Raw genomic sequence first — 25,073 nt, 5'->3', positions numbered from 1 at the left:
AACAACGACTGGAAGATGCTCGCCCAGCGGTACGCGGGCAACACCCCGGTCATCGGCGGCCCGGAAGCCCGCCAGGTCGTGGGAGCGCCGGCGCTCGGCGGCGAAGTCGAGCAGCTCGTCGGCGTTCGCGTCGACGGGCACCGGCACGGCCGGTACGCGGTCCGCGACCCGCGCGGCGGCGGGCCGCACCGTCGTCGCCGGATGCGCCGACCCCGCCGACCCCGCCGACGCCGATTCCGCCTCCGCCGACGGTGTCCCGGTGGGGCGGCGGGGCCGGCGGAGACTGGCCGAGAGCGGCACGTGCTCCCCGGTCGGCTCGACCGCCAGCCGCTGCGTGACCCACTCCGACTGGTGGGTGGTGCCGTTGCGCTCGTCGAAGCGGGCGGCGAGCGCCGTGGCGCGCGCGGTCAGCTCGGTCACCAGCTCCGCGGCGCTCACCTCTCCGGCCGGGCGGTCACCGGCCGCACGGCGGTGCAGGGTGAGGTCGCCGACGCGGCGGAGCGCGGCGGCGGCGGTGGCCGCGAAGTGCATGGCGGCGGCCGGCGACGGCGCCCGGTCGAGCCAGTCCAGGTGCCGCTCGACGATCTCGACGCCCCGGGCCTCGTTGCCGGTCAGCGTGCAGAACTCGACGTGGTCACCGATCTCCCACAGGTCCGAGAGGTTGCCCCGCTGCCGCCGGTACGCCTCCCGGTGCGCGTGCCGCGCCTCGTCGAAGCGGCCCGTACGCACGTAGGGCAGCAGAAGCGCGGTGAGGATGGTCTGCGGCTGCTCGGTGCAGGACAGCCGGCCGGCGAGAACCGGCTCGGCCAGCGCGACCGCCTCCTCGTCCCGGCCGGTGGAGGCGAGATGGTTGACGGTGGAGGTGGGGTCGCAGCCGGCGCAGTCGGACAGCTTGTCCCGCGGGGTGCTCTGCCAGAGCCGGTACCAGTGCTCGGCCGCCTCGGCGTCACCGACGTGGTCGGCGACCCGGAACCGGTGCTTGTGGACGGCCTGGAGGCTGTGGCCCGAGGTGCGGTAGCGCCGTTCCATGTCGTCGAGCACCGCGTACGTGCGGTCCAGGGGCAGCTCGGGGAACTTCAGCATGCCGTTGACCATGTACTTGAAGTGCCAGAGAAGCTGGTGGGTGTGGCGCTGGTGGTAGGGCTGCGGGTCCCGGTCGAACTCGGACAGGCACCACGCGAAGGTCACGAAGGACTTCGCCGGCTCGCCGCCGTAGGTGTACGCGCTGGTCGCCTGCATCCGGGTGACGAACGCCAGGTGCCGGTCGTCGGACGCGTCCACCCGGCGCAGCAACTGCTCCAGGGCGGCGATCTGCCCCGCCCCGTACGGCATGCCCTCGATCTGGCGGAGCACCCGCCACAGGTCCTCGTCGCTCACGGTGCCACCTCGGTTCGCGACTGCGGGGCTCGCAAAACCGGCTCACTCCTCGCGCTCACGGTGCCACCTCGGTTCGCGACTGCGGGGCTCGCAAAACCGGCTCACTCCTCGCGCTCACGGTGTCACTCCCGTCCTGGTACGGCCCGGCCGAGCAGGCCGAGGAAGGAACTGTTCAGCAGGGCGGCGTCGGCCGCGCGGATCGGGTGGTGGCCGAGCAGGAGGGCCTGGCCGTAGAGCGCCTCTACGGCGAGGCCGACCAGCTCCGGGTCGGTGAGGGTGGTGATGCGCCGGACCAGCGGGTTGCGGTGGTTGAGCACGAGCTGCGGCCGGTCCGGAGGTGCCGAGGAGGCGAGCGCGTCGAGCACACCGCCCCACAGCTCGTCGGCCTTGTCCCGGCTCGCCGCGAGCTGGTCGTTGAACGCCGCCGACCGGCTCACCAGGTAGAGGGCGGGCAGGGACACCGGGTCGTACGCCCGGATCACCACCTCGCACCCGGACCGTTCCAGCGCACCCTGCGCGGCGGCGACGAACGGCCGCAGCCCCAGCTCGACCTGGGGGTCGAGGCTCTCGAAGCGGGTGGCCAGGTCGCTCGGCTCCAGCCGTTCGATGAGCACCGACCGGTCCACCGTCGGGAGGCGCTCGATCAGCTCCGTGTCGTACGTGTAGCCGGCGTTGACGACCGGCAGGTCCTGGGCGGCGGCCACGGCGGCGAGCTGGCGGAACTCGTCGAGGCTGGCCGCGTACCGGATGAGGCCGTGCCGCTGCCGGAACTCGGCCAGGGTGAGCGTGCCGACGTTGGTGTCCATCGGCCACCACTTGTCGACCAGGTCCAACATCTCGTCGTCGTGCACGGCCAGCGCCTTGACCCCGAGGTGGTGGATCTGGAGGAACTCGGCGAGCCGGCGGGGGTCGTGCCGGGCCAGCCGGACGAGCCAGCCGCGCACCTGGTCACCGAGGGCCTCCCGGGTGGCGGCGAGCAGGGTGTCCTCGTAGAGCGCCTCACGGCTGGCGGTCGGGCGCAGCTCGGTGGCGTCGACCACGCAGTGGGCGAAGAAGGCCCAGTCCGGCAGGAGACCGTCGGCGTTCTCGGTGAGCAGCATCCGCTTCAGGTACACGCGGTGGCCGGCACGCGCCGCCGGGTTCACCGGCGTGGGGAGGATGAACGCGACACCGGTGAGGCCGGCCTCCGGCACCGACAGCGGCAGGACGTCGAACGGGGCGTAGCCGAGGTGTTCGCGGGCGTACCGGATGAGGGCGGGCCGGTCGACCGGCGCGCCGGGGGTGGTCGGCCACGGCGGCGGCCCGGAGGTGGTCACCACGTCCCCGACCCGGACGTCGACCGGCAGCAGAGCGCCGAAGAGGCGGGCCAGGTCGACGACGGTGGGAGTCGCGAACCACTGCTCGGCGTCCCGCCGGGGCACCAGCGTCACCGTGGTGCCCTGCTCGGCGCGGCCCTCGCCCGGCGCGGCCGGCGCGACCGCGTACCGACCGTCGGAATGACCCGTCCAGTGCACCGTCGGGTGGTCGCCGTGCCGGGTGACCATTCGGATCTCGTCGGCCACCAGGAAACAGGAGAGCAGGCCGATGCCGAACTGGCCCAGGAACTCGTGGCGGGAGAAGCCCAGCTCGTCCCGTTTGGAGCTACGGCCGATGGTGGCCAGCAGCTCGTGCACCTGCGCCTCGGTCAGGCCGATGCCGGTGTCGTGCACCCGCAGGGTGCCGTCGCCGGTCCGCTCCGGCGGTTCGATGTGGACCGAGGCGGGCGCACCGGGATCGGTCGCCCGGCGCGCGGTGATCGCGTCCACCGCGTTCTGCATGAGTTCGCGTACGTAGACGCGCGGGCTGCCGTAGAGGTGATGACTGAGCAGGTCGACCACGCCCCGGAGGTCGACCTGGAAGGTGTGGTCCACGCAGTGTGCTCCCCGGTCCGATGCCGGCGCCAACCGTACCGACGATCACGGGCCCGCGCGTCCCCCTTTCGCCGCCACCGCTCCGTCGACCCGACCGGACCGTCGGCCCGACTTGACCCTCGAGCCGGTCGAGGTCGGAGGGTCGCCGGCATGACCGCACCCGTACCGGCCCGGGACTTCCGCCTGCTCTGGTCCGCCACCGTGGCGTCCCGGTTCGGCGACGCCCTGCGTACGCCCGCACTGGCCCTGCTGGCCGCGACCGTGACCCGCGATCCCCGGGTGATCGCGGCGGTGGCCGTGGCCGGGCAGGTGCCGCCGCTGCTGCTCGGCCTGCTCGGCGGCGTGTACGCGGACCGCTGGGACCGGCGGCGGACGATGGCGCTGGTGGACGGGGGACGAGCGGTCGTGGTGGCCGGCCTGGCGGTCGCGGTCGCCCTGGGCCGGGCCGGCGTGGTGGCGCTGCTGGTGACGGCGTTCCTGCTCGCCGCACTCGGCACCCTCTTCGACGCCGCCGCCTTCGCGATGCTTCCGTCGGTGGTGCCGCCGGAGGACCTGCCCCGCGCCAACGGCCGGCTCGCCGCGGGCACGGCGGTGGCCGGCGGCCTGATCGGCGCCCCCGCCGCCGGCGTGCTGTTCGCCGCCGCCACCCCGCTCCCCTTCGCCGCGAACGCCCTGACCTTCACCCTCGCCGCCCTCCTGACCCTGACCCTCACCCGCACCCCTCGGACGGGCGGGGCCGGGGCCCGGGGCCGGGGGGTTTGGGGGGAGGGGATGGAGGGGTTGCGGTTCGTTCGTCGGGACGGGGTTCTGTGGCCGTTGACGCTGGTGACGGCGGGGAGCAACCTCGCCATCGGCGGGCTGCTGGCGGTGCTGGTGCTGTACGCGCTGGAGGTGCTGCGGGTGCCGCCGGCCGGGTACGGGCTGTTCGCGGCGACGGCGGTCGTGGGCGGGGTGCTCGGGGCGCTGGGGGCCGGACGGCTGGCCGCGCGGCTCGGCACGCTCTCCGCGTTGCGGGTGGTGCTGGTCGCGCAGACCGTGGCCCTCGTCGGGTTCGCGCTGGCCCGGCACCCGGTGGTCGGTGGCGTGGCGTTGGCCGTCTTCGCCGCCGGAGGTGCGGTGTGGAACAGCCTGCGGGCCGCGTACGGCCAGCGTCACGTGCCGCCCGACCTCCTCGGTCGGGTGGGTGCCGCCCAACGCCTGGTCGGAATGGTCACCGCTCCGGTGGGCGCGGCGCTCGCCGGGCTGGCCGGTGCGGCGTACGGGGTGGCGCCGGTGGCGGGGGCGGCGGCGGTGGTCTTCGCGGTGGTCACCGTGGCGGGCTGGCGGGTACTGCGCCCGGTTCCGGGGTGACCGCGGGCCGGTGGGCCAGGCCGGAGAGGCGCAGGGCGATCCGGCGGCGGGCCGGCGGGAGGCTGGAGAGCAGACGCAGCAGCAGGTTCCGGGCCGGCCGGGCGGCGGACGGCACGGTGGCGAGCCGGGTGAGCCGGTCGGCGAAGGCCACCACGTCCTCGGCCATCGGGCGGCGCCGCGCCGCGTACCCGTCGAGCAGCACCTCGGGTCCTCCGGCGAGCACGTCGGCCAGGGTGGTGCCGAGGTCGACGGCGTCGACGATGCCGAGGTTCATGCCCTGCCCGCCGGCCGGGCTGTGCACGTGACCGGCGTCCCCGGCGAGCAGCACCGGGCCGGCCCGGAAGGTCGCCGCGACGCGGTGGTGCAGCCGGAAGCGGGACCCCCAGAGCACCTCCTGGATGCGGTGCGGTCGCCGCGTCGGACCGCGCTCGTCGAGCAGCGCCTGGAGGTGGGCGACGTCCGGATCGGCGGGCGCCTCGTCGACCGCGGCCACCAGCCGGACCACCCCTTCGGGCAGCGGCGCCCAGACCAGCGGGCCGGCCCGGTCGAGGAAGAGCGACACCTGGTCGTGCGGCAGCGAGCTGGTGACCCGCACGTCCGCGAGGACGAACGACTCCCCGCCACCGGCGGGTCCGACGAACGGGATCCCCGCCCGCTCCCGCACGGTGCTGCGCATCCCGTCCGCCGCGACGACGTACCGCGCCCGCACGGTCGCGCCATCGGTGAAGGTGGCGACCGCGCCGGCGTCGTCGAGGTCCAGGCCGGTCAGTTCGTACGGCCGCAGCACCCGCACGCCGGCCGAGTCGAGACGGTCGGTGAGCACCTCCTCGGTGACCGCCTGGGAGACCATCAGCGCGTACGGGTGCACCGACGGCAGGTCGTGGAACGGCACGGTGAGCAGCACGCGGTCGCGGTCGCGCACGGTGAACCCCGGGGAGAGGATCCCGCGCGCGACCAGCGGCGCGCCGGCCCCGACGCGGTCCAGCTCCTCCAGGGTGTACGCGTGCACGACCGCCGCCCGGGAGGTGACCGGCGGTCGTGCGAGCCGTTCCACCACGGTCACCCGGACACCGCGCAGGGCCAGTGTCAGCGCGGCGGTCAGCCCCGTCGGCCCGGCGCCCACCACCAGCACGTCCGTCTCTTCCGGCAGCATGGGCACCTCCGTGACCGCATTGCCAACACGTGTTGGCCAACTGTTGTTGGCAACGCTAGGCGCACCGGCACTGGCGTGTCAACAGGTGTTGGCATACGGTCGTGGGCATGAACGAGGCCCCACCCGTGGACGCCGAACACCCCGACGCCGCGCCGCCCCGCAGCCGACGCTCCGACGTCACCCGCGCGGCGATCCTGCGGGCCGCCCGGAACCGCTTCGCCGAGGACGGCTACGACCGGGCCACGATCCGGGCCATCGCCGCGGACGCGCGGATCGACCCGTCAATGGTGATGCGGTACTACGGCAGCAAGGAGGGGCTGTTCGCGGCGGCGGCCGAGTTCGACCTGCGCCTGCCCGACCTGTCCGGCGTGTCACCGGACACCGTCGGCGAGCTGCTGGTCCGGCACTTCCTGCACCGCTGGGAGGGCGACGCGACACTGGCGGCGCTGCTGCGGACGGCCAGCACCAACCCGGGCGCGGCCGAACGGATGCGCGGCATCTTCGCCGACCAGCTCAGCACCGCGGTGGCCCGCTTCGCGCTGGACCCCACCGAGGCGCCCCGGCGGGCGGGGCTGGTGGCCAGCCAGATCCTCGGGCTGGCCCTGACCCGGTACGTGCTGCGCCTCCCCCCGATGGTCGACGCCGACCCGGCGGAACTGGTCGCCTGGGTGGCGCCGACCATCCAGCGCTACCTGCTGGGCAGCCGGGACTGACCGCCCGCCGTCGTCAGCGGGACAGGCCGCCGGGCTGGTCGCCCTTCGCGACGGGGGCCCGGACCAGGTTGCCCCATTCGGTCCACGAGCCGTCGTAGTTGCGCACCTGCGGGTAGCCCAGCAGGTGGCGCAGCACGAACCAGGTGTGGCTGGAACGCTCACCGATCCGGCAGTACGCCACCACGTCGTCGGACGGGTCGAGCCCGAGCTGGTCGGCGTAGATCGCGCGCAGCTCCTCGGCCGACCTGAACGTGCCGTCCTCGTTCGCGGCCGACTTCCACGGCTTGCTGACCGCGCCCGGGATGTGGCCGCCGCGCAGCGCGCCCTCCTGCGGGTAGTCCGGCATGTGCAGCATCTCGCCGGTGTACTCGCCGGGCGACCGCACGTCGACCAGCGGCCGTCCGGCGGCGACGTGCGCCATGACCTGCTCGCGGTACGCCCGGATCGGCGCGTCGTCGCGCTGCGGCACCGGGTACTCGGCGCGCGGCCGGGCCGGCTTGTCCCGGGTCAGCTCCCGCCCCTCGGCGATCCACTTCTGCCGGCCGCCGTCGAGCAGGCGCACGTCGGCGTGGCCGAAGAGCGAGAAGACCCAGAGGGCGTACGCGGCCCACCAGTTGAAGTTGTCGCCGTAGAAGACGACGGTGTCCCCGCGGCCGATGCCCTTGGCCGCGCACAGCTCGGCGAAACTCTCCGCGTCGAGGTAGTCGCGGGTGACCTGGTCGTTCAGCTCGGTGTGCCAGTCGACCTTGATGGCACCCGGGATGTGGCCGGTGTCGTAGAGCAGCACGTCCTCGTCGGACTCGACGACGACGAGGCCCTCGTCGCCCAGGTGCTCGGCCAGCCACTGCGTGGTGACGAGACGCTGCGGGTCCGCGTACGACTGGAGTCGGGGATCGGGATCGTTCGGCACAGACATGATCCCCAAGGTACGCCGCAAACCGCGCCGGCAACGGGTGCAGCGGATGCGACCCCCCGCACGTGACAGTGGCGAGATCCGCCGAGCACGAGGACCGACATGACCGAACGGCACCGCCCCGGGGCGTCCCCGCCGCTGGACTTCACCGGCTTCTACGAGGCGCACTTCCACCGCCTGGCGGTACAGCTCTACGCGTACCTGGGAGACCACGCCGAGGCACAGGACCTCACCCAGGAGGCGTTCTGCCGGGTGCTGGAGCGGTGGGACCGGATCGGCGCGTACGACGATCCGTCCGCCTGGGTGCGGCGGGTCGCCTGGAACCTGGCCACCAGCCGGCTGCGCCGGGTGCGTACCGCTGTCCGGCACCTCGCCCGGCAGCGGGAGGAGCACGTGGCCGGCCCCGGACCCGACCGGGTGGCGTTGACCGACGCGCTGGCCACCCTGCCCACGAACCAGCGCCGGGCCGTCGTCCTGCACCACCTGGCCCAGCTCAGCGTCGCCGAGATCGCCGACCAGCTCGGCGCGCCCGAGGGCACGGTCCGGTCCTGGCTGACGCGGGGCCGGGCAGCGCTGGCCCGCCACCTCACCGACCGGCAGGAGGCCCACCGTGCGTGAGACCGACCTGGACGACGTGTTCACCGAGTTCGAGGCGCGGACCGCGCCGACCTTCCGCCCACCCGGGGTCGCCGATGCCGCACGCCGGGTCCGGGATCGGCGTCGCCGTCGGCGCGGCCTGCTGGCCGGCGTGGCGGCCCTGCTCCTGGCCGGGCCTGGCGGCGCGTACGCGATGGCGGGCCGCGACGACGCGCCGACTCCGCCCGCACCCGACCCGAGCGCGTCGCCGGACGATCGGCTCGTCGAGCGGACGGTGGCGGTGCCCGGCGTGCCCGGCGAGCTGCGCCAGTTGCAGTTCGTCGACGCCCGGCACGGCTGGGCGCTCTTCGACACCTGCGACCGCGAGGACGTCGGGTCCACCGACTGCCGGCGCGACCTGGCGCGCACGGCCGACGGCGGTGTCACGTGGCAGAGGACGGCGCTACCGGCGGCGGCGGACGAGCCGAATCTGGCCGGTCCCCCGTATCTCCTGCCCCTGGACGGCCGACGGATAACCGTCGTCATCGGCGACCGGTACCTGGTCTCCACCGACGGCGGCGCCTCCTTCACCGACCATCCCGTCAGCACTCCGCCGGAGGTGATCGACCTCGCCCTGGCGACCGACAGCGGGTATTCGCTCCGGTGCCCGCAGGACCAGGGCGTCTTCTCCGGCCCCTCGTGTCCCCGCCCGCGGCTGGTCGGAATCGGCGGGGCACCGGTCCCGGTGCAGCCCCCGCTGAACCTTCGGTCGGAGAGCGACAAACAGCTCGTTGAGGGCGGCGACGGCCGACTGTGGGTGACCGCCCGGGAGGGCGACCGGCTGACCATGGCGGTCACCGACGACCGGGCGGCAACGTGGCGGACGCTGCCCGCGGTGGCCGGTGCCGCGCGTCTGCTGGTCTCCCCGGACGGTCTCGACGCCTGGCTGGTCGGCATCAGTGACACCTCGTTCAGCGCGACCGACCCGAACCGGCTGTGGAAGCTGGTCGGTGACCGCTGGCAGGAGCAGCCCGGCCTGCCGGACGACACGTCCACGGTGGCGGCGGCGAACGGCGGGGTGTTGCCGGTGACCAGCGCCTACGGCGGTGGCGGTTACTGGTACGACAAGCGGTACGTCGACGAGCCCGCCCTGGGCGGGCCGGTGCGGGCCGACGACGAGTCCGCGTCGGTGCAGGTCCTTCCCGACGACACCATCGTCGTGACCGGCCAGACGGGCACCTTCCTCGGCACCGGATCGGGCGTCGACCGCTCCTGGACACGGCTCTCCTGAGCCGCTGCGGACACGCGGCCGGTCCACCACACACGGGGGTGGTGGACCGGCGGCGGTCGCCGGTGGGGTCAGGCGCGGCGGTGGACGAGCCGTCCGGCCAGCACGGTCACCAGGCAGGTGCCGTCGTCGGCGAAGACGGCCAGGTCGGCGCGACCGCCCGGGGCCAGCGTCGGCGGGACCGACGCGTCCTCCAGCACCAGCAGGTCACTGCGGTCGACGGCAGCCCGCAGGATCGGGTCGACGACGTACTCGGCCAGCACGGCCGTCACCCCGAGCCGCAGCAGCGCGTGGATCCGCTCGCGCGGCGTGGGCGCGGGTGGCAGCGGCGCGTCGTGCACCCGCCCCGGGCCCAGGGTGCCCGGCCAACGGCGGACGCGTGCGCCCGCGTACTCCTGGGAGAGCTGGACCAGCGGGCCGACCGCGACGATGCGGTCGGCCCGGACCGCGACGGCGGCCGCTTCCGACGGCGGGCCGCCGGGGGCGGTACGCAGAAGAGGCGCCGTGTGCAGGGTCAGCACGGTCAGTCGGTGACCGGAGTCAGCGAGGGACGCTTGGCGGTGACCGTGTCGCCGGAGGAGCGGCCGGTCAGCCGGCGCTTGATCCACGGTGCCAGGTGCCGGCCGACCCAGCGGACGTCGTCCGCGCGGGCGGCCAGCCACGGCTTCGGCAACGGCCGCTCCGGAACGAGCAGCCAGTCCTCCTCGCAGCCCACCCCGAGCGCGGTCAGCACCTGCCCGGCGACCCGCCGGTGGCCGGCGGCGGAGAGGTGCAGCCGGTCGGTGCTCCACAGCATCGGGTTGAGGAAGGTGTCGTCGGCGTAGAGGTCCACGAGGATCGCGCCGTGCCGCTCAGCGGTCTCGCCGACCGCCTGGTTGAGCAGCTCGATGCGGGGGGCGACGAGCCGCTGCCCGGGCAGGCGGGCCATCACGTCGGCGAACCGGAACAGGACCACGTCGGCGCCGCCGGAGCGCAGCCGCCCCACCACGTCGTCGAAGCGGGCCACCAGGGCGTCCGGGTCGAAGGTCCGGCGCAGCACGTCGTTGCCGCCGGCCGCGAAGCTGATCAGATCCGGCTTCATCGCCACCGCGGCGGGCACCTGCTCGGCCACCACACCCGGGAAGAGACGCCCCCGGATGGCCAGGTTCGCGTACCGGAAGTCCGGTCCCACCTCCGCCGCCAGCCGCGCGGCGACCAGGTCCGCCCAGCCCCGGTAGGTGCCGTCCGGGTACGCGTCGTCCATGCCCTCGGTGAAGCTGTCCCCCACCGCGACGTAACTACGCCAGCGCATTCCCACCTCCCAAGGAAGGGCACCTTCTTAACGCCTGCGGTAGAGGAAGGGCCCCTTCTCAACAACGGACAGTCTGGCACCGGCACCGCGACGGAGTGATCCCGCGCGCCGGGGAACGTGGCGGAGGTCATCACCGGTCCGACGTCGGCGGCCCGATGGCGGGTCGGCGGTACGGACCCCACGCCACGAACCGCTCGAACAGCTCACGCGGCGTCGGTCCGTCGTGCGGGTTCAGCCGGAACAGGTCGTGCGTCGCCTCGTGGTACAGCCCCGACAGGTAGACGGCCAGGTCGACCGGCTGGTCCGCGTACTCGACCTTCAGCAGCAGCCGGGCCTCCGCGCACGGCCACGGCCGCCCGCAGGCCCGGCACAGCCACAGAGGCCGCAGCGGCACGTGCGGCGGGCGGTCCGCGGGATGGGCGCGGGGCCGATCGGCGTACGGCCCGAGCCGGGGTACGGGAAGCGGGCGGACCGGATCGCACACGTGGACCTCCTCGGGGCGGAATCACTGCGTGACAGTCTGCTGAGGACGCCGCTACTGTCGGAAGGCGTCGACGCCGGTGCGGGGGCCCCTCGGGAAGCGCCGACGGTCGGCGGACCCGCCCGTCGGAGGCGCCGGGACGATCGTGGAGGAACTGTGGAAGGTGAACCGACCTCGGAGCTGATCCGGGCACAACTTCGCCGGCTACGGCTGAACGCCGAGCTGAGTCAGGAGGAGTTCGGGAAGCTGGTCCACTACTCGGGGTCCAAGGTGTCGGCCGTCGAGTTGGGGCAGCGGCCCCTCGACCGCCTGTTCCTCAAGCGGGCCGACGAGGTGCTGGGCACGGACGGGCTGTTGATGTCCCTGCTCAAGCTCGCCGAACGGGACGGCCAGCCGAGCTGGCTACGCCCCTGGCTGGACGCGGAGCAGAGCGCGCGTCAGCTCCGCTGCTACCACCCCACGCTCATTCCGGGGCTGTTGCAGACGGAGCACTACGCCCGTGCGGTGATCCGGGCTGACGACATGCTGAGTGACGGCGAGGTGGAGAAGCGGCTCGCGGTGCGGATGGACCGGCAGTCGGTCCTGGCCCAACCCGATCCGCCGAAGTTCGTGGCGGTGATCGAGGAAGCGGTCCTCCGGCGGGCGGACGAGGGGTTTCGGGGCCTGATGGTGCAGCAGATCGCTCATCTGATCGAGTGCGCCGAGCGCCCCCACGTCAGCGTGCACGTCGTCCCGGCGGAGGTCAGCGTGCACGTCGGGCTGGCGGGACCGTTCACCCTGGCCCGCGGCGCCGACGGTGGATGGGTCGGCTACCTGGAAAGCCAGCTCGGCGGCACATCAGTCGACAGGGATGAGGATGTGGCTATTCTGCAGGCGAGGTGGGAGAGCGTCCGCAGCGAGGCCCTGCCTCGGAGGCAGTCGGTGCTGCTGATGAAGGAAGTGATGACGTCATGGACCTGAGCGGCGCGATCTGGCGCAAGTCCACCCGCAGCGGCAACAGCGAGTGTGTCGAGGTGGCCGACAACCTGCCGGGGGTCGTCGGCGTACGGGACAGCAAGGACCCCGCCGGTCCGGTCCTGACCTTCGCGCGTGGTTCCTGGCGGGCGTTCCTCGACGGCACCCGGCGCCGCTAGGGTCCGACCCGTGTGAGGCCTGATGATCGACTCGATGTCACTGACATCGGGGTGTCCAGGTGGAATTTCAGCCCGACTTCAATGATATCGAGTGGATCTACGTCGGGGCGGGCCGGATCGCGCCGGGGTGGTCCCGGCATCGAGCGACGGCTCCGACATGACGATGGCCCCGGCGCTCAGCGCCAGGGCCATCGTCGTACAGATGACATCGCTCCGGTCAGGTGACCTCGAAGCTCCGGCTGTCGCTCTGACCGGCCAGGTTGTCGGTGTCGGCGGGCCGGTAGACCCGGTAGGTGTGGGTGCCCCTCGTGGAGGGCGTCACGGTGAACACGTAGCTGCTCGTCGACGAGAGCGTCGCACTGGCCACCGTGGACCAGACGCCGTTGACGTTTCGCTGCAGGTACACCCTCTGTCCGGCGTGGGCCGGCGACACGTTGCCCGCCACCGTGACCGAGCCGCCGAGCGCGAAGGACGTTCTCGACACCGTGGCCGTCACGTCGGCCCTGACCCCTACCGCACTGGCGCCGCTCTCCGAGCCCAGATGGGTCGAGGAGTCGCGCAGCACCCACTTGTAGTCCAGGCTCCACGACGGCTTGTGGTTGTAGGTGACACCACCGTTGCTGTTGGTGGTCAGCGTGGTGATCAACGTCCAGATGTCGGTGCCCTTGCGCCGCGCGTACAGCCGCACCGGAACATCCGGGATCCCCGCACCGTCGCCCGCGCGGACCACCGTGCCGAACACCGTCACCATTGACCAGTACGTGATCGCCGTGGCGTTGGTCGAGACCGTGGTCCTGCTGCCAACCAGCGTCACGCTCGCCGCGGAGGACACGTTGCCGCCACGGTCCCTGACCCACACGCCGAAGGTGTACGTCGTACCCGACGCCAACCCCGACGCCGTGACACTGCTTCCGGTGCCCGCGTACACCGCCGTACCGCTGGTCGGCGACGACGGCGGCGTGGTCCCCGTGGACCTCCGCACGATCACCTGGTCGAGATCGGTGATCGACGGCAGCGTCCACGACAGGGCGGCCGAGCCGACACCACCCGCGGCCTTGAGGTTCGTCACCGCCGGCGGAGGACCGGCCACCACCGTGACGCCGTGCCGGGTGCTCATCGAGCGGGTGCCGCCGGCCGAGACGCTGCGGACGTTCAGGAGGAACTGGCCGGTGGCAGGTGGAGTCCAACTGAGCGTCGCGGTGCCGTCGGCGCGGGCGGGAAGGGTGGTGTAGGGCGCGTAGTTGACCGAGTACTCGTACGCGGTCGTGTCGGGCAGGCGCGGGGTGAAGGTGAAGGTGCCCGGCGCGAGCCGGACGGTGCCGTTGGCGGGGAACTCGACCGAACTGACCTGGGGTCCGTTCGTGGCCGACCAGGACATGCCCCCCTGCACCGTCTGCACTCCGGCAGCGTTGCGGGCGACGACCTGGACATAGTTGTAATCGTGCTTGGTCGGCGTGAAGCCGAAGGTGACGGAGCCGTCGGCGGCCGGCGTGAGGACCTGCCGCGTGGCCGCGTCACTGTTGAAGGTCACCACGAACTCGACCACGTTGGCCATCCGGGTGATGGCCCGGAAGGTGGCCGGGGTACCGACCGCGTCACCGCCGGTGCGGGTCACCGTTGGTTCCGCACCGTCGACCGAGATCCATTGGTAGCGCGGCTCGGAGAGCGTGCCGTCCGAGCTCCGGCTCTGGATGAGCATGCCGTTGACGCCGGTCTCGGTGGCTGTCCAGGTCAGGTCGGCGGTGCCGTCCGCGCGGGCCGGGATGACGGTCTTCTCGACCGGTCGTTCCTCGATGCTGGAGTATCGCAGCCAGTACAGGTACGCCTCGACCTGCGGCGCGCGCGGCGTGAAGTGGAGGGTGCGCGAGGATCCGATGATCGTCTCGCCCTGGCCCGCGTCACCGGTGACCGTGGGCCCGTTGTCGACGACGAAGGTGTAGGCCCGGTCGGCGTGGACCGTGCCGTCCCGGGTGACGCTGTGGACGTAGAGCGTCTGCCGACCACCACGGACCGGGGCGATCATGACGGTCGCCTGCCGGTCCGCGCCCACCGGCACGGTGCCCGACGGGCCGTCCTCGTCGATCCGCCACCCGAACGACGCGGTGTCGGCGACCGTGGCGGTCAACTCGAACGCGCCCGGCACGCCGACGTTGTAGTCCAGGTTCGAGCGGCCCAAGTCGGGGTACGCGGCCGAGTGGACCGCCGGCCGGGTCTCCTTGACGTGGAACTCGTGGTAGGCCGCCTGGGACCGGTTTCCGGCCCGGTCGACCGCGTACACGACGAGTGAGTGAGATGAGGCCGCACGGGGAGTCCACCGGATGGTCGCCGAACCGCCCAGCCCGTCGGCGTCGACCGTCGACTCGGTGGGATTGTCGGACAGCTCCGAGGAGAGGAACCGGTAGTCGTAGCTGACCGTGTCCTCCGACGCCGCGGTCAGCGTGAACACGCCGGGCACGCCGATCGCGCCGCTGGCGTCGTCCCAGCTTCCGGCGGGATATTCGGCGGAGCTGACCGTCGGTGCGGGGCCACCGTCGCGGTCGATCGTGAAGTAGCACGTGCTGCTCCACGACGAGGCGTCCGCGCCGTCGAGGACCCGCACCCGCCAGGCGTACGTGACGCCGTCGAGCTGCTTCGCGTTGTCTTCGAGCTGGACGTAGACCTCGTCGCTCTGGTCGCCGACGTTTCGAAGCCACTGCTGCGGGTGCTCGGGATCGGTGACATCCCACACCTGGAAGTCGGCCTGCAGCGCGGCCCCCGCACCGGCACGGTCGAAGGTGCCCCGCAGCACCACGGCCTGCGCGTCGTTGAGCCGGACCGGACTCAGGTAGGGCCCTGGCGCGGCGGTGGCACACGGCTGGTCGGCGGTCTTCAGATCTGTCGGCGCGCCCACGGCGGCCGCGGCCGGGCCGCCCGTCAGACCCACCGCCGCTCCACAGGCCAGTGTCGATGCGACGATCAGCGCCGTTGTCCGCGAATGGGCGCGCGGAGGTGAAGGCATGCGGTCTCCCCATGATGGACGGGCGTTCCTGGTCGCCCGCGCGGACAGGATCGCATGTCGGTACGACCCGCGTGGTCCCGCATCGACGACGGTGGCCCCGGCGCTGAGCGCCGGGGCCATCGTCGTGCCAGATGATTCAGTTGACGGTGACGGGGATGGTCTTCGGTGGCTGTTGTAGCTGCCCGTAGTTGTCGACCGCCCTGATCGAGACGGTGTAGGCACCCGCCGGGACCACCGGAGACGTGTAGGCGAAGTTCGACCCCGGCGATCCCTGGCTGGTCAGGAAGGCCGCGATCCAGGTCGAGCCGCCGCCGAACACACCGGAGGAGTTCATCACCTGCCCGGAGCCGTTGACGATCTGGATGTCCACGCGCAGCATCCCGACGTCGTCCACGGCACGTCCGGTGACCACGATCCTCGAATCGGTGTAGACCTGACCGTCCTGCGGGGTGAGGCTCGGTTCCAGCCGTGGGTCGAGGTCGCCCGGGTAGACGAGGTACCGAGCGGTGGCGCCGGAGGTCGAGCCGTCCAACTGGCCCGCCGTGTCGACGGCCCACGCCTCGACGCTGTACTCGCCCTTGGTCGGCAGGGTGATCGGCAGGGTGAACGTGGTGCTCGTCGCGCCGGGCGAGGCGAGTGTGGCGTTCACCGTGGCGAAGCTCGCCGCCATGGTGCCGTTCGGCTGCACGTACCGGCCGGTGTCCAGGTCGCGCAGCGCCACCCGCACGCCCTGCACCCCCTTGTCGTCGGTCGCGGTGCCGGCGAGATTCAACTGCAACTGCTCGACGTTCTGCTCGACACCGGTGAAGCTCAACAGGCCGTTCGGGAACGCGTCACCCGGCACCTGCGCGGTGACGCTGAGCCGGCCCAGGTTGGCGTTCGGCGTCGTCAGGCCCAGGTTGTCGGTGGCCCGTACCCGGAAGTCGTACACACCGGGGCTGAGCGGCACCGTGGTGTAGGACCAGTTGTACGACGGGGCGCTGAGGTTCGTCGGCGAGATCCGGTGGTAGGCCGTGATGGAGTCGGTGCCCCACGTGCCGTCGGCGGCCAGCGATTCCCGGGTGGTCGAGTTGCGGAGGTAGATCTCGACCGACCGCACGGTGCCGTCGTCGCTGGCGGTGCCGGAGAACGTGATGGTGCCGCCCGGTGCGACGGTGATCGGCGCGGCAGCGGTGGGCGGTGTCATCGGCACGGGGGTGCTGATCGTCACCGCCGGCGGAACACCGGTGGACGAGACGGTCCAGTCGCGGGTGGCACCGCGCAGGTCACTCTGACCGGCGGTGTCGATGGCGGTGGCCGTCAGCTTCCACTCGCCCTCGATGGGGAGGTTCACCTCCAACTGCCAGGTGGTGGACAGCGCACCGACGACGTCCGGCTCGCCGCGGAACGTGTTGTAGACCGGGGCGACCGTCCCGTCGTCCTGCAGGTACCGGTTGTCCGGCGTGCGCAACGAGTAGGTCATCGCGCTGACGCCCTTGTCGTCGCTGGCGGTGCCGGCGGCGATGAAGCTCGTGGTGGTGAGCAGGCCACCGGCCGGCGAGCTGATCGACGTCGACGGCGGCAGGTCGTCGTACCGGAAGGTCTCGATCTTCTTGACGGCCTTCGAGGGGTCGCTCGCCCCGTCCCGGGCGACCGTCCTCGCCTGCACCAGGTATTCACCGGAGGGCAGCGACACCGGGAGGGACCACGACGTCGAGGTGGCGCCCGGCGCGGCAATCGTCGCGTTGATGGTGTTGAAGGCACCCCACGTCACGAGGTCGTCCTGCAGGTACTGCTTGGAGCCACGGTTCTGGATCTCGATCTGGACCCGGTTGACGCCGGCCGGAGCCTTCGCCCCACCGTCGAGCGCGAACGTCTGGTTGGCGGACTTCACCGCTCCCTCGATGGGCGTGACGATCGTCGTGTCCACGGCCGACGGCGCCGGCGCGCGGGAAAGGTCGAAGAATCCGACCCGTCCCACCGTCTTGTCGCCCTTGACGTTGCCGTCGCCCCCGACGAAGAGCCCGCGCGAGGTGGCCAGCATGGCCTTCTCCCCCTCGTACGAGTTGGAGCCCGGGTTCCACTCGAGGGCCGTGCCGGTGGCCGGATCGAGCGCGCCGAGGTGGTCACGGCGGACCACCTGGTCGCCGAGACCGTAACCGCTCAGGCCCTGGCCCGTGCCGTACCCGACGTTGTCGAGGCCCGGCCACGGAACGTTCGAGGTGGGCGATTCCTGCCAGCTGAAGTGGCCGCCGACGTACACGGCCTTCTCGGTGACGGCGACCGAGTAGATGCTGTCGAAGTGACGGGAGATCCAGATCGGCTCGACGTTGTCGTTCCCGGTCACCGGGAAGGCGATCGCGGTGTCGTTGATCGGCGGGCGGTCGCCGCCCGAACCGCTGGTGACGACGAAGTAGGAGTCGTTCGGTGCGATGTCACCGGCGAAGACCCGCTGGATTCCGCCGACGAAGGAGAGGTTGTCCTCCCACAGCCGCGTCCGCCAGGGCAGCAGAGCCTTCGTGGCGGTGCTGACCAGACCGACGCCGTAGCGGTCCTGGCCGGCGATCTGGCGACCGGTGTGGACGACCAGCAGCTTACTGAGGTCGTGCGTCAGCTTGAGTTGCTGCACGGTGAGCATGCCGCCGACGCCGATGCCGCCGGACAGCGGCAGGTTGAATCCGGTGTCCACCGCGCCCGTGGTCGGGTTGAGCGCCACCAGAGCGCTGCGGCTCACGCCGTTCACCGTCGCGAACTGGCCGCCCACGTAGACCGCGGTGCTGCTCACGGCCAGCGCGGTGGCGCGGGCGCTCGCGTTCGCGGTGAACGTGGTGATCGGAGCCCCGGTGACCGGGTTGAGCCGGACGATCTTGCGCTTCGTGACACCGCCGACGGTGTTGAACGACCCGGCGACGTAGAGCGACGCACCGTCCGGGGATGCCTCGACGGCGGCGACGGCTCCGTCGAAGGTCGGCCGGAAGCCCGTGTCGACCTTGCCGGTGTCGATGTTGTACGAGGCCAGGTACCGCTGGGCGATCGGCGTCGCGCCGACGTTGGCGATCGAGGTGAAGGAACCGGCGATGAACACCCGGTTTCCGATCACCTCGATGTCCGTGATCTCGCCGTTGGTGATCCTCGGGACATCGGTACGCGGCGCGGTCGGCACCAGCCCGGTGTGCCCCGGCACCGCCTGGGCGGCGAGCGCGACAGTGCTGGCGAGCTTCTCCGACACCGTGCCCGCAGAAGCCGGTAGGCCCGTGAACACCACAGCCCCGGCAACCAGGCCCGCGACGACGCGGCTCCGTATGTGCATCGAGAACCCCCTGTAAGCGCCCGCATCGCACCACCGGGTCGGCCCCGGCGACGTCCACCTGCCGGCGTGCCGGAGGTCACCGTAGGAACAAGTGGCCTCGTGGCGATATGGCGGCTCGCCGGAACCGCCCGCTCGTTATCAATTTCGGCCGCACCGGTCGGCACCGGCACCTTCGGATCCACCCCCGGTCCACCAATCGGATCGACACCCGTCCGCCCAGCGGGTCGTCACTGTCTGATCGACCCAGTCGACGCCGCCGGCGCGCCCCCGCCGACGACGTGTCTGAATAGGATCGCCCGCCGGACCGCACGGTCGTACGCTGCGGCAATGCTGCTGCGCATGTCGACCCTGCTGCTCCGGACCCTGCGCGAGGACCCGGCCGACGCGGAGGTGCCGAGCCACCGGCTGCTGCTCCGCGCCGGCTACGTCCGCCGCGCCGCACCGGGCGGCTACACCTGGCTGCCGCTCGGCAAGCTGGTGCTGGACCGGGTCACCGAGGTCGTCCGGGAGGAGATGACGGCGATCGGCGACCAGGAGGTGCACTTCCCGGCACTGTTGCCGGCGGAGTCGTACCGGACCAGCGGGCGCTGGACGGAGTACGGGGACGACATCTTCACCCTCGCCGACCGGCGCGGTGCCGAGCACCTGCTCGCTCCCACCCACGAGGAGTTGGCGGCGCTGCTGGTGAAGGACCTGTTCACGTCGTACCGGGACTTCCCGGTGACGTTGTTCCAGATCCAGACGAAGTTCCGCGACGAGGCCCGGCCTCGGGCCGGTCTGCTGCGCGGGCGTGAGTTCCTGATGAAGGACGCCTACTCGTTCGACCTCGACGAGGCGGGGCTGCAGGCCGCGTACGACCGGCACCGGACCGCCTACCAGCGGATCTTCGCCCGGCTCGGCCTGGAGCACACGGTCGTGCACGCGATGTCGGGCGCGATGGGCGGCTCGGCGTCGGAGGAGTTCCTGGCCGTCGCCGAGGTCGGTGAGGACACGTACGTCGGCTGCACTGCCTGCGACTACGCGGCGAACACCGAGGCCGTGACCACTCCCGCCCCGGCGGCGAGCAACCCGGACGCCCGGCCGGCGTCCGAGGTGCACGACACCCCGGAGACGCCGACGATCGCGTCCCTGGTCGAGCTGGCCAACACCCGCCGCCTGGCCGGCCGGGACGACTGGAGCGCCGCCGACACCCTGAAGAACGTGGTGCTCACCGTCCGCCGACCCGGCGCGGAGGAGGCGGAAATGCTGGTCGTCGGGCTGCCCGGAGACCGCGAGGTGGACGTCAAGCGGTTGGGGGCGACGCTCGCCCCGTCGACCGTGGCGGTCTTCGACGCCTGGGACGCCCACCCGGAGCTGGTCCGTGGGTACATCGGGCCGCAGGTCATGGCAAAGCTCGGCATCCGGTACCTGGTCGACCCCCGCGTGGTGCCCGGCACCGCATGGCTGACCGGCGCGAACGAGCCCGGCCGGCACGCCACCGACGTGGTGTGCGGACGGGACTTCACGCCCGACGGCACGATCGAGGCGGCCGAGGTCCGGCCCGGCGACCCCTGCCCGGTCTGCGGCACCGGCCGGTTGACCATGCGCCGGGGCATCGAGATCGGCCACATCTTCCAACTCGGCCGGCGCTTCACCGACGCGTTCGCCGTCGACGTGCTCGGCCCGCAGGGCAAGCCGGTCCGGCCCATCATGGGCTGCTACGGCATCGGGGTGTCCCGCGCCGTCGCCGCGATCGCCGAACAGCACCACGACGAGCGGGGACTGGTGTGGCCGGCGTCGGTCGCGCCCTGCGACGTACACCTGATCGCCGCCGGCAAGGGCCCGCAGCTCGACGCGGCGCTGGACCTCGGCGGACGCCTCGCCGCCGCCGGCCTGCGCGTGCTGGTCGACGACCGGACGCACGTCTCGGCCGGGGTCAAGTTCACCGACGCCGAGCTGGTCGGCATCCCGCGCGCCGTCGTGGTCGGCCGCCGTCTCGCCGACGGGTACGCGGAACTGCGCGACCGGGCCACCGACGAGCGCGTCGAGGTGCCGGTCGGCGGTCTGGTGGAGATGCTGGTCGAGAAGGTACGGGCCGAGCGTGGACGTGGTGTAGTCGACGCGTGACGGGGTAACGCATCCCGATCGGCTGGATGACGCGGAGGGCTCTCATGACCGGTTACCGGGTTAGTGACGTGATGACGAAGCAGGTCATCTACCTGCCGGCGGAGACCACACTGGACGAGGCGGCCCGGGTGATGAAGGAGGCGGACATCGGCGACGTGGTGGTCACCGAGGGCGCCACCCTCGCCGGCATGCTCACCGATCGGGACATCGTGGTCCGCGCGGTCGCCGAGCGCAGCGACCCTGGCACCACCACGATCGGCTCGATCATCACGCGCGAGGTGGTGATGATCGAGCAGCATTCGACGGCCAACGAGGCTGCCACGCTGATGCGCGAGCGTGGCATCCGACGGGTGCTGGTCTGCGACAGCGAGCGGAAGCTGGTTGGCATCGTCTCCCTCGGCGACCTGGCGATGCAGCTCGACCCCCAGTCGGCCCTCGGCGAGATCAGCGAGCAGGCCCCCACCGTGTGAGGTGCAAGGAAGGGCCCCTTCTTAACGCCTCCGGTAGAGGAAGGGGCCCTTCTTAACGCCCCACGTCATGTCGCGCCGCCCGGCGGTAGCCTGGCGGGATGCCCGAGATGCCGACCCGACTGGCCGAGATCGTCGACGAGTTCGCCGCCGCACCCCGCGACCTGGTGCTGGAGATGCTGCTGGAGTACGCGGACGTCATCCCGCCACTGCCGGCCGAGCACGCCGACCGGGAGGGCATGGAGCAGGTGCCCGAGTGCCAGACGTCCTTCTTCCTGCGCGCCCGGGTGACTCCGGAGAAGACGGTGGAGACGCTGTTCGACTGCCCGCCGGAGGCGCCGACGACCCGGGCGTTCGCGGGCATCCTCGCCGAGGGGCTGGAGGGTGCGTCCCCGGAGCAGGTGCTCGCGGTCCCCGACGACCTGTACCAGCGGATGGGCCTGGCCCAGGCGATCTCTCCGCTGCGGGTGCGGGGCGGCACCGCGATCCTGGCCCGGCTCAAGCGGCAGGTCCGGGAACAGACGAGCTGACCAGGGAGTTGCTGCCGATCATGGAGATCGAGATCTACGCCGACGTGGTCTGCCCGTGGTGCTACATCGGCAAGCGCCGGCTGGAGCAGGCCCTGGAGTCGTACGACGGTGAGGTCACCGTCCGGTACCGCCCCTTCCAGCTCGACCCGTCGCCGGTGCCGGAGCCCCGGCCGCTGGTCGACGCCCTCGCCGCCAAGTTCGGCGGCCGGGACCGCGCCCGGCAGATGTTCGGGCACGTGACGGAGGTCGCGGCCGGCGTCGGCCTGAAACTCGACTTCGACCGGGCGCTCGCGGCCAACACGTTCGACGCGCACCGGCTGGTCTCCTGGGCCACCGACCAGGGCCGGGCGGCCGATATGGTCGACGCCCTCTACCGGGCCCACTTCACCGCCGGGGTCGACGTGGGCTCGCGGGAGGCGCTCGCCGCGCTCGCCACCGAGATCGGGCTGGACGGCGCCGAGGCCCGTCGCTTCCTCGACTCCGACGAGCGGGTGGCCGAGGTCCGCGAGGAACTCGCCGCCGCCCGGCAGCTCGGCGTGACGAGCGTCCCGACCTTCGTTCTCGCCGGCAGGTACGCGGTGACCGGCGCCCAGGAGCCGGAGACCCTGCTCGCCGCCCTGACCGAGGTGCGGAACCGCGAGTCGGGCACCCACTGACGCCGGAGGCATCGACGCACGTGATGTTTCACGTGCAACGGCATCGACGCTGACGACGATCTAGGTCGGTCGGGCCAGGCCCTCCAGAACCCGCGCCCCGGGAAGCGCGCCGAGCGCCGGTCCGGGAAGTGCGATCTTGCTGTGCCGTACGCCGGATCCGATGATCACGTGCGGCGCGGCGATCACCCGCGAGTCCACCAGGATCGGCCAGTGCTCCGGCAGCCCGATCGGGGTGATGCCGCCGTACTCCATGCCGGTCAGCTCCACGGCCTCCGCCATCGGCGCGAAACTCGCCTTGCGGACGTCCAGCTCGCGGCGGACCACACCGTTGACGTCGGCGCGGGTGGTGGCGAGCACGACGCAGGCCGCGTACCGGACGACGCCCTCGCGCTTGCCGGCCACCACCACGCAGTTGGCCGAGACGTCCAGCCCCACCTCGTACGCGGCGCAGAAGGCGGCCGTGTCGGCGAGGTCGGCGTCGATCGGCGCGACCAGCACGTCGTCGACGTCCACCGGAGCGTCGGCGGGCCACTGCGCGATTGCGGTGGCGACCGGCGGTGCCAGCAGGTCGAGGCGGGTACGGGCGGGTTCGGTCTTCAGCGTCCCCATCACGGTTGCGATCCTCGCACCCACCGCCGAACTCCGCGCGTCGGGCGGCACGCCCTCAGCTGCCGGTGAGGAAGCCGTTCTCCCGCAGCAGGGTCCGGTCGCGCGCGGCGGCCAGTTCCTCCGCCCGCTGCGCCTGGACCCGGCGGACCTCCACCTCCTCCAGCGCGTGCCGGATGGCGAGGCGGATCACGCCGTAGAGGAAGACGAATCCGAAGACGTACAGAATCACGGTGGTGACCAGGGCCAGCATGCGGTCACGGTAGGCAGGACGCGAATCCGTACGCGGCTCATCTTGCCCCGGATCCCCCGTACGTGTCGGTCAGGTACTCCGGCCACGTACGGGTTCCGCGCGGCACCGCCCCGGTGACCAGACCACCGTCGCGCAGGGATCGGCCGAGCGCGCCGGGAATCCGCACCGGCAGCAGCGGACGGCGGGACCGCCGGGCCGCGTTCCAGGTGCGTACGGCCTCGTCGAAGCGGATCACCGCGGGCCCCCCGTACTCCTCGATGTCGTGCAGGGGACCCGCGGTGAGCCGCGCGACGAGCCGGTCCGCGACGTCCCGGGGGTCGACCGGTTGGGCGAGCACCGCCCGATCCCCGACGACCGGGCCGAGTCTGCTCGCGCCGCGCAGCAGCTCATCGAGGAACGCGGGGAACTGGGTGGCCCGCAGCACCGTCCACGGCACCGACCCGGCCGCCACGACCTGCTCGGCGGCGAGCTTGTGGCGGTAGTACGGAATCGGCACCCGGTCCACGCCGACGATCGACATGTAGACCAGATGGCGCACGCCCGCCTCCCCGGCGGCCACGACCAGCCGGCGGGTGCCGAGCACGTCGACCTGGTGGACGCGTCGTCCCTGGTTCGGTGCCGAGGCCAGGTGCAGCACGAAGTCCATCCCGGTCACCGCCTCGGCCACCCCCGCACCCGTGGCCAGGTCCACCACGACCCACTCCGTCGTCGGGTCGGTGCGCGGCCGGCGGCTCGTCGCCCGCACGACCCACCCCTCTTCACGCAGCCGCGGCAGCACCACCGCGCCGAGCCGCCCACCGGCACCGGTCACCAGGATCCGCATCGTCCCCTCCTCTGTCACCCGCCCGCCGCCGCGATGACGGGACGAGACCGGTCGACGTGACCGGCTGTGCGGCGGGTCACCGCACCAGCATCGCCGTCCATTCCTGCCCGAGGTGGCCGAACTTCGTGCCGCTCCGGGGGCATAACGGACGGTCCGCCGGGAAGCCAGGCCGCCGGGACGGACCGCGGGAGGCGAGATGGCGTACGGCAGGAGCGGCAGCGGCGGAGGGCCTGGCCGGCATCTGTCCGGTCGTACGCCTCGATGACCTCGCTGGGCCGCGTCGCCGGCCGATTGCTCCCGCCCGTCGGCGTGCCGCACCTGGTCGGTGAGGCGGCCCGGACCGCCGGCACGGCAGCGGTCAAGCTGGCCCGTGCCTCCGGCCTGACCCGCCGCCGCGTCTGGTCCCGGCCCGGCCGCCACCACATCGAGGTGCACGGCGTCTGCCAGGACGGCGGCGACGCACTCGCCCGGCAGGTCGAGGCGGCACTGGAACGGATGCCGGGGGTGGCCTGGGCCCGCGTCAACGCGCCCTCCGGCCGCGTCGTCGTCGCCGTCGAGGAGCCCGAGCCGCGGATGCGCGACCTGATCGCCACGGTCGCCCGTACCGAACAGGTCTGCCCGCACGAGCCCGACCCCGACATCCCGCCGCCGCATCCGCCGGAGGAAGGCCCCCGGACGCCGCGCACCCTCGGCGCGCTCGCTTCCGACGCGCTCGGCCTGACCATCTCCGCCGCCACCCGGATCCTGCCGTTCACCCCGGTCCCGGGTGAGGTCGCCGGCCTGCTCGGTGCCGTCGACCTGCACCCCCGGCTGCACGCGCTGGCCAACCGGGGACTGCGCGCGGACCCTCGCGCCGACCTGATCTTCCCGCTCGCGGAGGCGGTCGTGCAGGGCCTCACCGGCGGATGGTCCGGCATCGTGCTGGACGGCGCCCAACGGGTCGTGCAGTGGGGTGAGGCGCGGTCGCAGCTGCGCGCGTGGGCGAAGGCGGAACCCCGCCTGACCGGTGACCCAGACCGGGCGGTCGCCCGCAACCCCGACGGTGACCGGCCCCGGCCGAAGCCCGACGGGCCCGTCGAGGCGTACTCCAGCCGGGTCCTGGCCACCGGCGCGGCGGCCGCGGGGGGCCCGGGGGCCCCCGACCGTGACGGTAGGTCAGA

The 25,073-nt window shown here is 72.6% G+C and carries 22 protein-coding genes and 1 pseudogene; 11 read left to right on the top strand and 12 right to left on the bottom strand.

Annotation, left to right across the window (positions count from 1 at the left end):
- Together AB0I76_RS03925 and AB0I76_RS03920 are read right to left on the bottom strand one after the other, a co-directional pair.
- Nucleotides 1-1,377 (bottom strand): annotated as a pseudogene (locus AB0I76_RS03925) (hypothetical protein); the annotation flags it as partial.
- A 122-nt stretch (nucleotides 1,378-1,499) separates the two neighbouring features.
- Nucleotides 1,500-3,287: an HSP90 family protein gene (locus AB0I76_RS03920; RefSeq protein ID WP_357029610.1), complete on the bottom strand. Its 1,788-nt coding sequence runs from the start codon at nucleotides 3,285-3,287 to the stop codon at nucleotides 1,500-1,502.
- A 150-nt stretch (nucleotides 3,288-3,437) separates the two neighbouring features.
- On the opposite strand from AB0I76_RS03920, the gene AB0I76_RS03915 reads away from it, so the two are divergent.
- Nucleotides 3,438-4,637, top strand: coding sequence for an MFS transporter (locus AB0I76_RS03915; RefSeq protein ID WP_357029607.1), 1,200 nt, complete (start codon nucleotides 3,438-3,440; stop codon nucleotides 4,635-4,637).
- Here AB0I76_RS03915 and AB0I76_RS03910 read toward each other — a convergent pair.
- The gene (locus AB0I76_RS03910) at nucleotides 4,594-5,790 is read right to left on the bottom strand and encodes an FAD-dependent oxidoreductase (RefSeq protein ID WP_357029604.1); all 1,197 of its coding nucleotides are present in this window, start codon (nucleotides 5,788-5,790) and stop codon (nucleotides 4,594-4,596) included. The two genes, AB0I76_RS03915 and AB0I76_RS03910, sit on opposite strands and share 44 nt — an antisense overlap.
- Before the next feature lie 107 nt (nucleotides 5,791-5,897).
- Here AB0I76_RS03910 and AB0I76_RS03905 point away from each other — a divergent pair, with 107 nt between their 5' ends.
- Nucleotides 5,898-6,503: a TetR family transcriptional regulator gene (locus AB0I76_RS03905; RefSeq protein ID WP_357029601.1), complete on the top strand. Its 606-nt coding sequence runs from the start codon at nucleotides 5,898-5,900 to the stop codon at nucleotides 6,501-6,503.
- 13 nt (nucleotides 6,504-6,516) lie between these two features.
- On the opposite strand, the gene AB0I76_RS03900 is transcribed toward AB0I76_RS03905, so the two are convergent.
- On the bottom strand, nucleotides 6,517-7,419 hold the full coding sequence (locus AB0I76_RS03900; protein WP_357029598.1) for a sulfurtransferase: 903 nt from the start codon (nucleotides 7,417-7,419) through the stop codon (nucleotides 6,517-6,519).
- A gap of 99 nt (nucleotides 7,420-7,518) precedes the next feature.
- Here AB0I76_RS03900 and AB0I76_RS03895 point away from each other — a divergent pair, with 99 nt between their 5' ends.
- Together AB0I76_RS03895 and AB0I76_RS03890 are read left to right on the top strand one after the other, a co-directional pair.
- Nucleotides 7,519-8,034, top strand: coding sequence for a SigE family RNA polymerase sigma factor (locus tag AB0I76_RS03895; RefSeq protein ID WP_357029596.1), 516 nt, complete (start codon nucleotides 7,519-7,521; stop codon nucleotides 8,032-8,034).
- Nucleotides 8,027-9,283, top strand: coding sequence for a hypothetical protein (locus AB0I76_RS03890; RefSeq protein WP_357029593.1), 1,257 nt, complete (start codon nucleotides 8,027-8,029; stop codon nucleotides 9,281-9,283). Before AB0I76_RS03895 ends, AB0I76_RS03890 begins: the two co-directional genes overlap by 8 nt.
- A gap of 68 nt (nucleotides 9,284-9,351) precedes the next feature.
- Here AB0I76_RS03890 and AB0I76_RS03885 read toward each other — a convergent pair whose 3' ends face one another.
- The 3 genes from AB0I76_RS03885 to AB0I76_RS03875 form a co-directional block, all read right to left on the bottom strand.
- Nucleotides 9,352-9,801, bottom strand: coding sequence for a hypothetical protein (locus tag AB0I76_RS03885; protein ID WP_357029590.1), 450 nt, complete (start codon nucleotides 9,799-9,801; stop codon nucleotides 9,352-9,354).
- Between the two features lie 2 nt (nucleotides 9,802-9,803).
- Nucleotides 9,804-10,571, bottom strand: a complete 768-nt coding sequence (locus tag AB0I76_RS03880) for a GDSL-type esterase/lipase family protein (RefSeq protein ID WP_357029587.1) — start codon at nucleotides 10,569-10,571, stop codon at nucleotides 9,804-9,806.
- Nucleotides 10,572-10,701: 130 nt separating this feature from the next.
- Nucleotides 10,702-11,055: a hypothetical protein gene (locus tag AB0I76_RS03875; protein ID WP_357029584.1), complete on the bottom strand. Its 354-nt coding sequence runs from the start codon at nucleotides 11,053-11,055 to the stop codon at nucleotides 10,702-10,704.
- A 153-nt stretch (nucleotides 11,056-11,208) separates the two neighbouring features.
- Here AB0I76_RS03875 and AB0I76_RS03870 point away from each other — a divergent pair, with 153 nt between their 5' ends.
- Together AB0I76_RS03870 and AB0I76_RS03865 are read left to right on the top strand one after the other, a co-directional pair.
- Nucleotides 11,209-12,012, top strand: a complete 804-nt coding sequence (locus AB0I76_RS03870; protein WP_357029581.1) for a helix-turn-helix transcriptional regulator — start codon at nucleotides 11,209-11,211, stop codon at nucleotides 12,010-12,012.
- Nucleotides 12,003-12,185: a DUF397 domain-containing protein gene (locus AB0I76_RS03865; RefSeq protein ID WP_357029578.1), complete on the top strand. Its 183-nt coding sequence runs from the start codon at nucleotides 12,003-12,005 to the stop codon at nucleotides 12,183-12,185. The genes AB0I76_RS03870 and AB0I76_RS03865 overlap by 10 nt, the downstream gene beginning before the upstream one ends.
- Before the next feature lie 217 nt (nucleotides 12,186-12,402).
- Here AB0I76_RS03865 and AB0I76_RS03860 read toward each other — a convergent pair whose 3' ends face one another.
- A complete protein-coding gene (locus tag AB0I76_RS03860) occupies nucleotides 12,403-15,108 on the bottom strand; it encodes a hypothetical protein (protein WP_357029575.1) in 2,706 nt (901 codons plus the stop codon).
- A 211-nt stretch (nucleotides 15,109-15,319) separates the two neighbouring features.
- Nucleotides 15,320-18,391: a hypothetical protein gene (locus tag AB0I76_RS03855; protein ID WP_357029572.1), complete on the bottom strand. Its 3,072-nt coding sequence runs from the start codon at nucleotides 18,389-18,391 to the stop codon at nucleotides 15,320-15,322.
- 408 nt (nucleotides 18,392-18,799) lie between these two features.
- Here AB0I76_RS03855 and AB0I76_RS03850 point away from each other — a divergent pair, with 408 nt between their 5' ends.
- The 4 genes from AB0I76_RS03850 to AB0I76_RS03835 all read left to right on the top strand — a co-directional run bounded on the left by AB0I76_RS03850 (nucleotide 18,800) and on the right by AB0I76_RS03835 (nucleotide 22,231).
- Nucleotides 18,800-20,578 carry a proline--tRNA ligase gene (locus tag AB0I76_RS03850; RefSeq protein ID WP_357029569.1) on the top strand — a complete coding sequence of 593 codons (1,779 nt, stop codon included), beginning with the start codon at nucleotides 18,800-18,802 and terminating at the stop codon, nucleotides 20,576-20,578.
- 44 nt (nucleotides 20,579-20,622) lie between these two features.
- Entirely contained in the window at nucleotides 20,623-21,048 is a 426-nt protein-coding gene (locus AB0I76_RS03845) for a CBS domain-containing protein (protein WP_357029566.1), read from the top strand.
- Nucleotides 21,049-21,146: 98 nt separating this feature from the next.
- Nucleotides 21,147-21,575: a SufE family protein gene (locus tag AB0I76_RS03840; protein ID WP_357029564.1), complete on the top strand. Its 429-nt coding sequence runs from the start codon at nucleotides 21,147-21,149 to the stop codon at nucleotides 21,573-21,575.
- Nucleotides 21,576-21,595: 20 nt separating this feature from the next.
- Nucleotides 21,596-22,231, top strand: coding sequence for a DsbA family oxidoreductase (locus tag AB0I76_RS03835; protein ID WP_357029561.1), 636 nt, complete (start codon nucleotides 21,596-21,598; stop codon nucleotides 22,229-22,231).
- Between the two features lie 60 nt (nucleotides 22,232-22,291).
- Here the strand turns inward: AB0I76_RS03835 and AB0I76_RS03830 are convergent, their stop codons facing one another.
- The 3 genes from AB0I76_RS03830 to AB0I76_RS03820 are packed head-to-tail and all read right to left on the bottom strand — an operon-like array spanning nucleotide 22,292 to nucleotide 23,913.
- A complete protein-coding gene (locus tag AB0I76_RS03830; protein WP_357029613.1) occupies nucleotides 22,292-22,840 on the bottom strand; it encodes a YbaK/EbsC family protein in 549 nt (182 codons plus the stop codon).
- A 55-nt stretch (nucleotides 22,841-22,895) separates the two neighbouring features.
- Nucleotides 22,896-23,090: a hypothetical protein gene (locus tag AB0I76_RS03825; protein ID WP_357029558.1), complete on the bottom strand. Its 195-nt coding sequence runs from the start codon at nucleotides 23,088-23,090 to the stop codon at nucleotides 22,896-22,898.
- Between the two features lie 37 nt (nucleotides 23,091-23,127).
- A complete protein-coding gene (locus AB0I76_RS03820; protein ID WP_357029555.1) occupies nucleotides 23,128-23,913 on the bottom strand; it encodes an NAD(P)H-binding protein in 786 nt (261 codons plus the stop codon).
- Nucleotides 23,914-24,174: 261 nt separating this feature from the next.
- Between AB0I76_RS03820 and AB0I76_RS03815 the strand changes: the two genes are divergently transcribed.
- Nucleotides 24,175-25,073: heavy-metal-associated domain-containing protein (locus AB0I76_RS03815; RefSeq protein WP_357029552.1), on the top strand; the 899-nt coding region annotated here is incomplete at its 3' end.

Source organism: Micromonospora sp. NPDC049799 (genome assembly GCF_040656655.1).
GTDB lineage: Bacteria > Actinomycetota > Actinomycetes > Mycobacteriales > Micromonosporaceae > Micromonospora.
Note: the sequence above shows the minus strand (reverse complement) of the source record. Positions and strands in the feature narration are given on the sequence as shown.

Excerpts from the sequence above, each read along its gene's own strand:
- AB0I76_RS03895 (WP_357029596.1), top strand. The coding sequence starts at position 7,519 with ATGACCGAACGGCACCGCCCCGGGGCGTCCCCGCCGCTGGACTTCACC.
- AB0I76_RS03820 (WP_357029555.1), bottom strand. The coding sequence starts at position 23,913 with ATGCGGATCCTGGTGACCGGTGCCGGTGGGCGGCTCGGCGCGGTGGTG.
- AB0I76_RS03900 (WP_357029598.1), bottom strand. The coding sequence starts at position 7,419 with ATGTCTGTGCCGAACGATCCCGATCCCCGACTCCAGTCGTACGCGGAC.
- AB0I76_RS03915 (WP_357029607.1), top strand. The coding sequence starts at position 3,438 with ATGACCGCACCCGTACCGGCCCGGGACTTCCGCCTGCTCTGGTCCGCC.
- AB0I76_RS03845 (WP_357029566.1), top strand. The coding sequence starts at position 20,623 with ATGACCGGTTACCGGGTTAGTGACGTGATGACGAAGCAGGTCATCTAC.
- AB0I76_RS03910 (WP_357029604.1), bottom strand. The coding sequence starts at position 5,790 with ATGCTGCCGGAAGAGACGGACGTGCTGGTGGTGGGCGCCGGGCCGACG.
- AB0I76_RS03865 (WP_357029578.1), top strand. The coding sequence starts at position 12,003 with ATGGACCTGAGCGGCGCGATCTGGCGCAAGTCCACCCGCAGCGGCAAC.
- AB0I76_RS03880 (WP_357029587.1), bottom strand. The coding sequence starts at position 10,571 with ATGCGCTGGCGTAGTTACGTCGCGGTGGGGGACAGCTTCACCGAGGGC.
- AB0I76_RS03835 (WP_357029561.1), top strand. The coding sequence starts at position 21,596 with ATGGAGATCGAGATCTACGCCGACGTGGTCTGCCCGTGGTGCTACATC.
- AB0I76_RS03825 (WP_357029558.1), bottom strand. The coding sequence starts at position 23,090 with ATGCTGGCCCTGGTCACCACCGTGATTCTGTACGTCTTCGGATTCGTC.
- AB0I76_RS03850 (WP_357029569.1), top strand. The coding sequence starts at position 18,800 with ATGCTGCTGCGCATGTCGACCCTGCTGCTCCGGACCCTGCGCGAGGAC.
- AB0I76_RS03905 (WP_357029601.1), top strand. The coding sequence starts at position 5,898 with ATGAACGAGGCCCCACCCGTGGACGCCGAACACCCCGACGCCGCGCCG.
- AB0I76_RS03840 (WP_357029564.1), top strand. The coding sequence starts at position 21,147 with ATGCCCGAGATGCCGACCCGACTGGCCGAGATCGTCGACGAGTTCGCC.
- AB0I76_RS03830 (WP_357029613.1), bottom strand. The coding sequence starts at position 22,840 with ATGGGGACGCTGAAGACCGAACCCGCCCGTACCCGCCTCGACCTGCTG.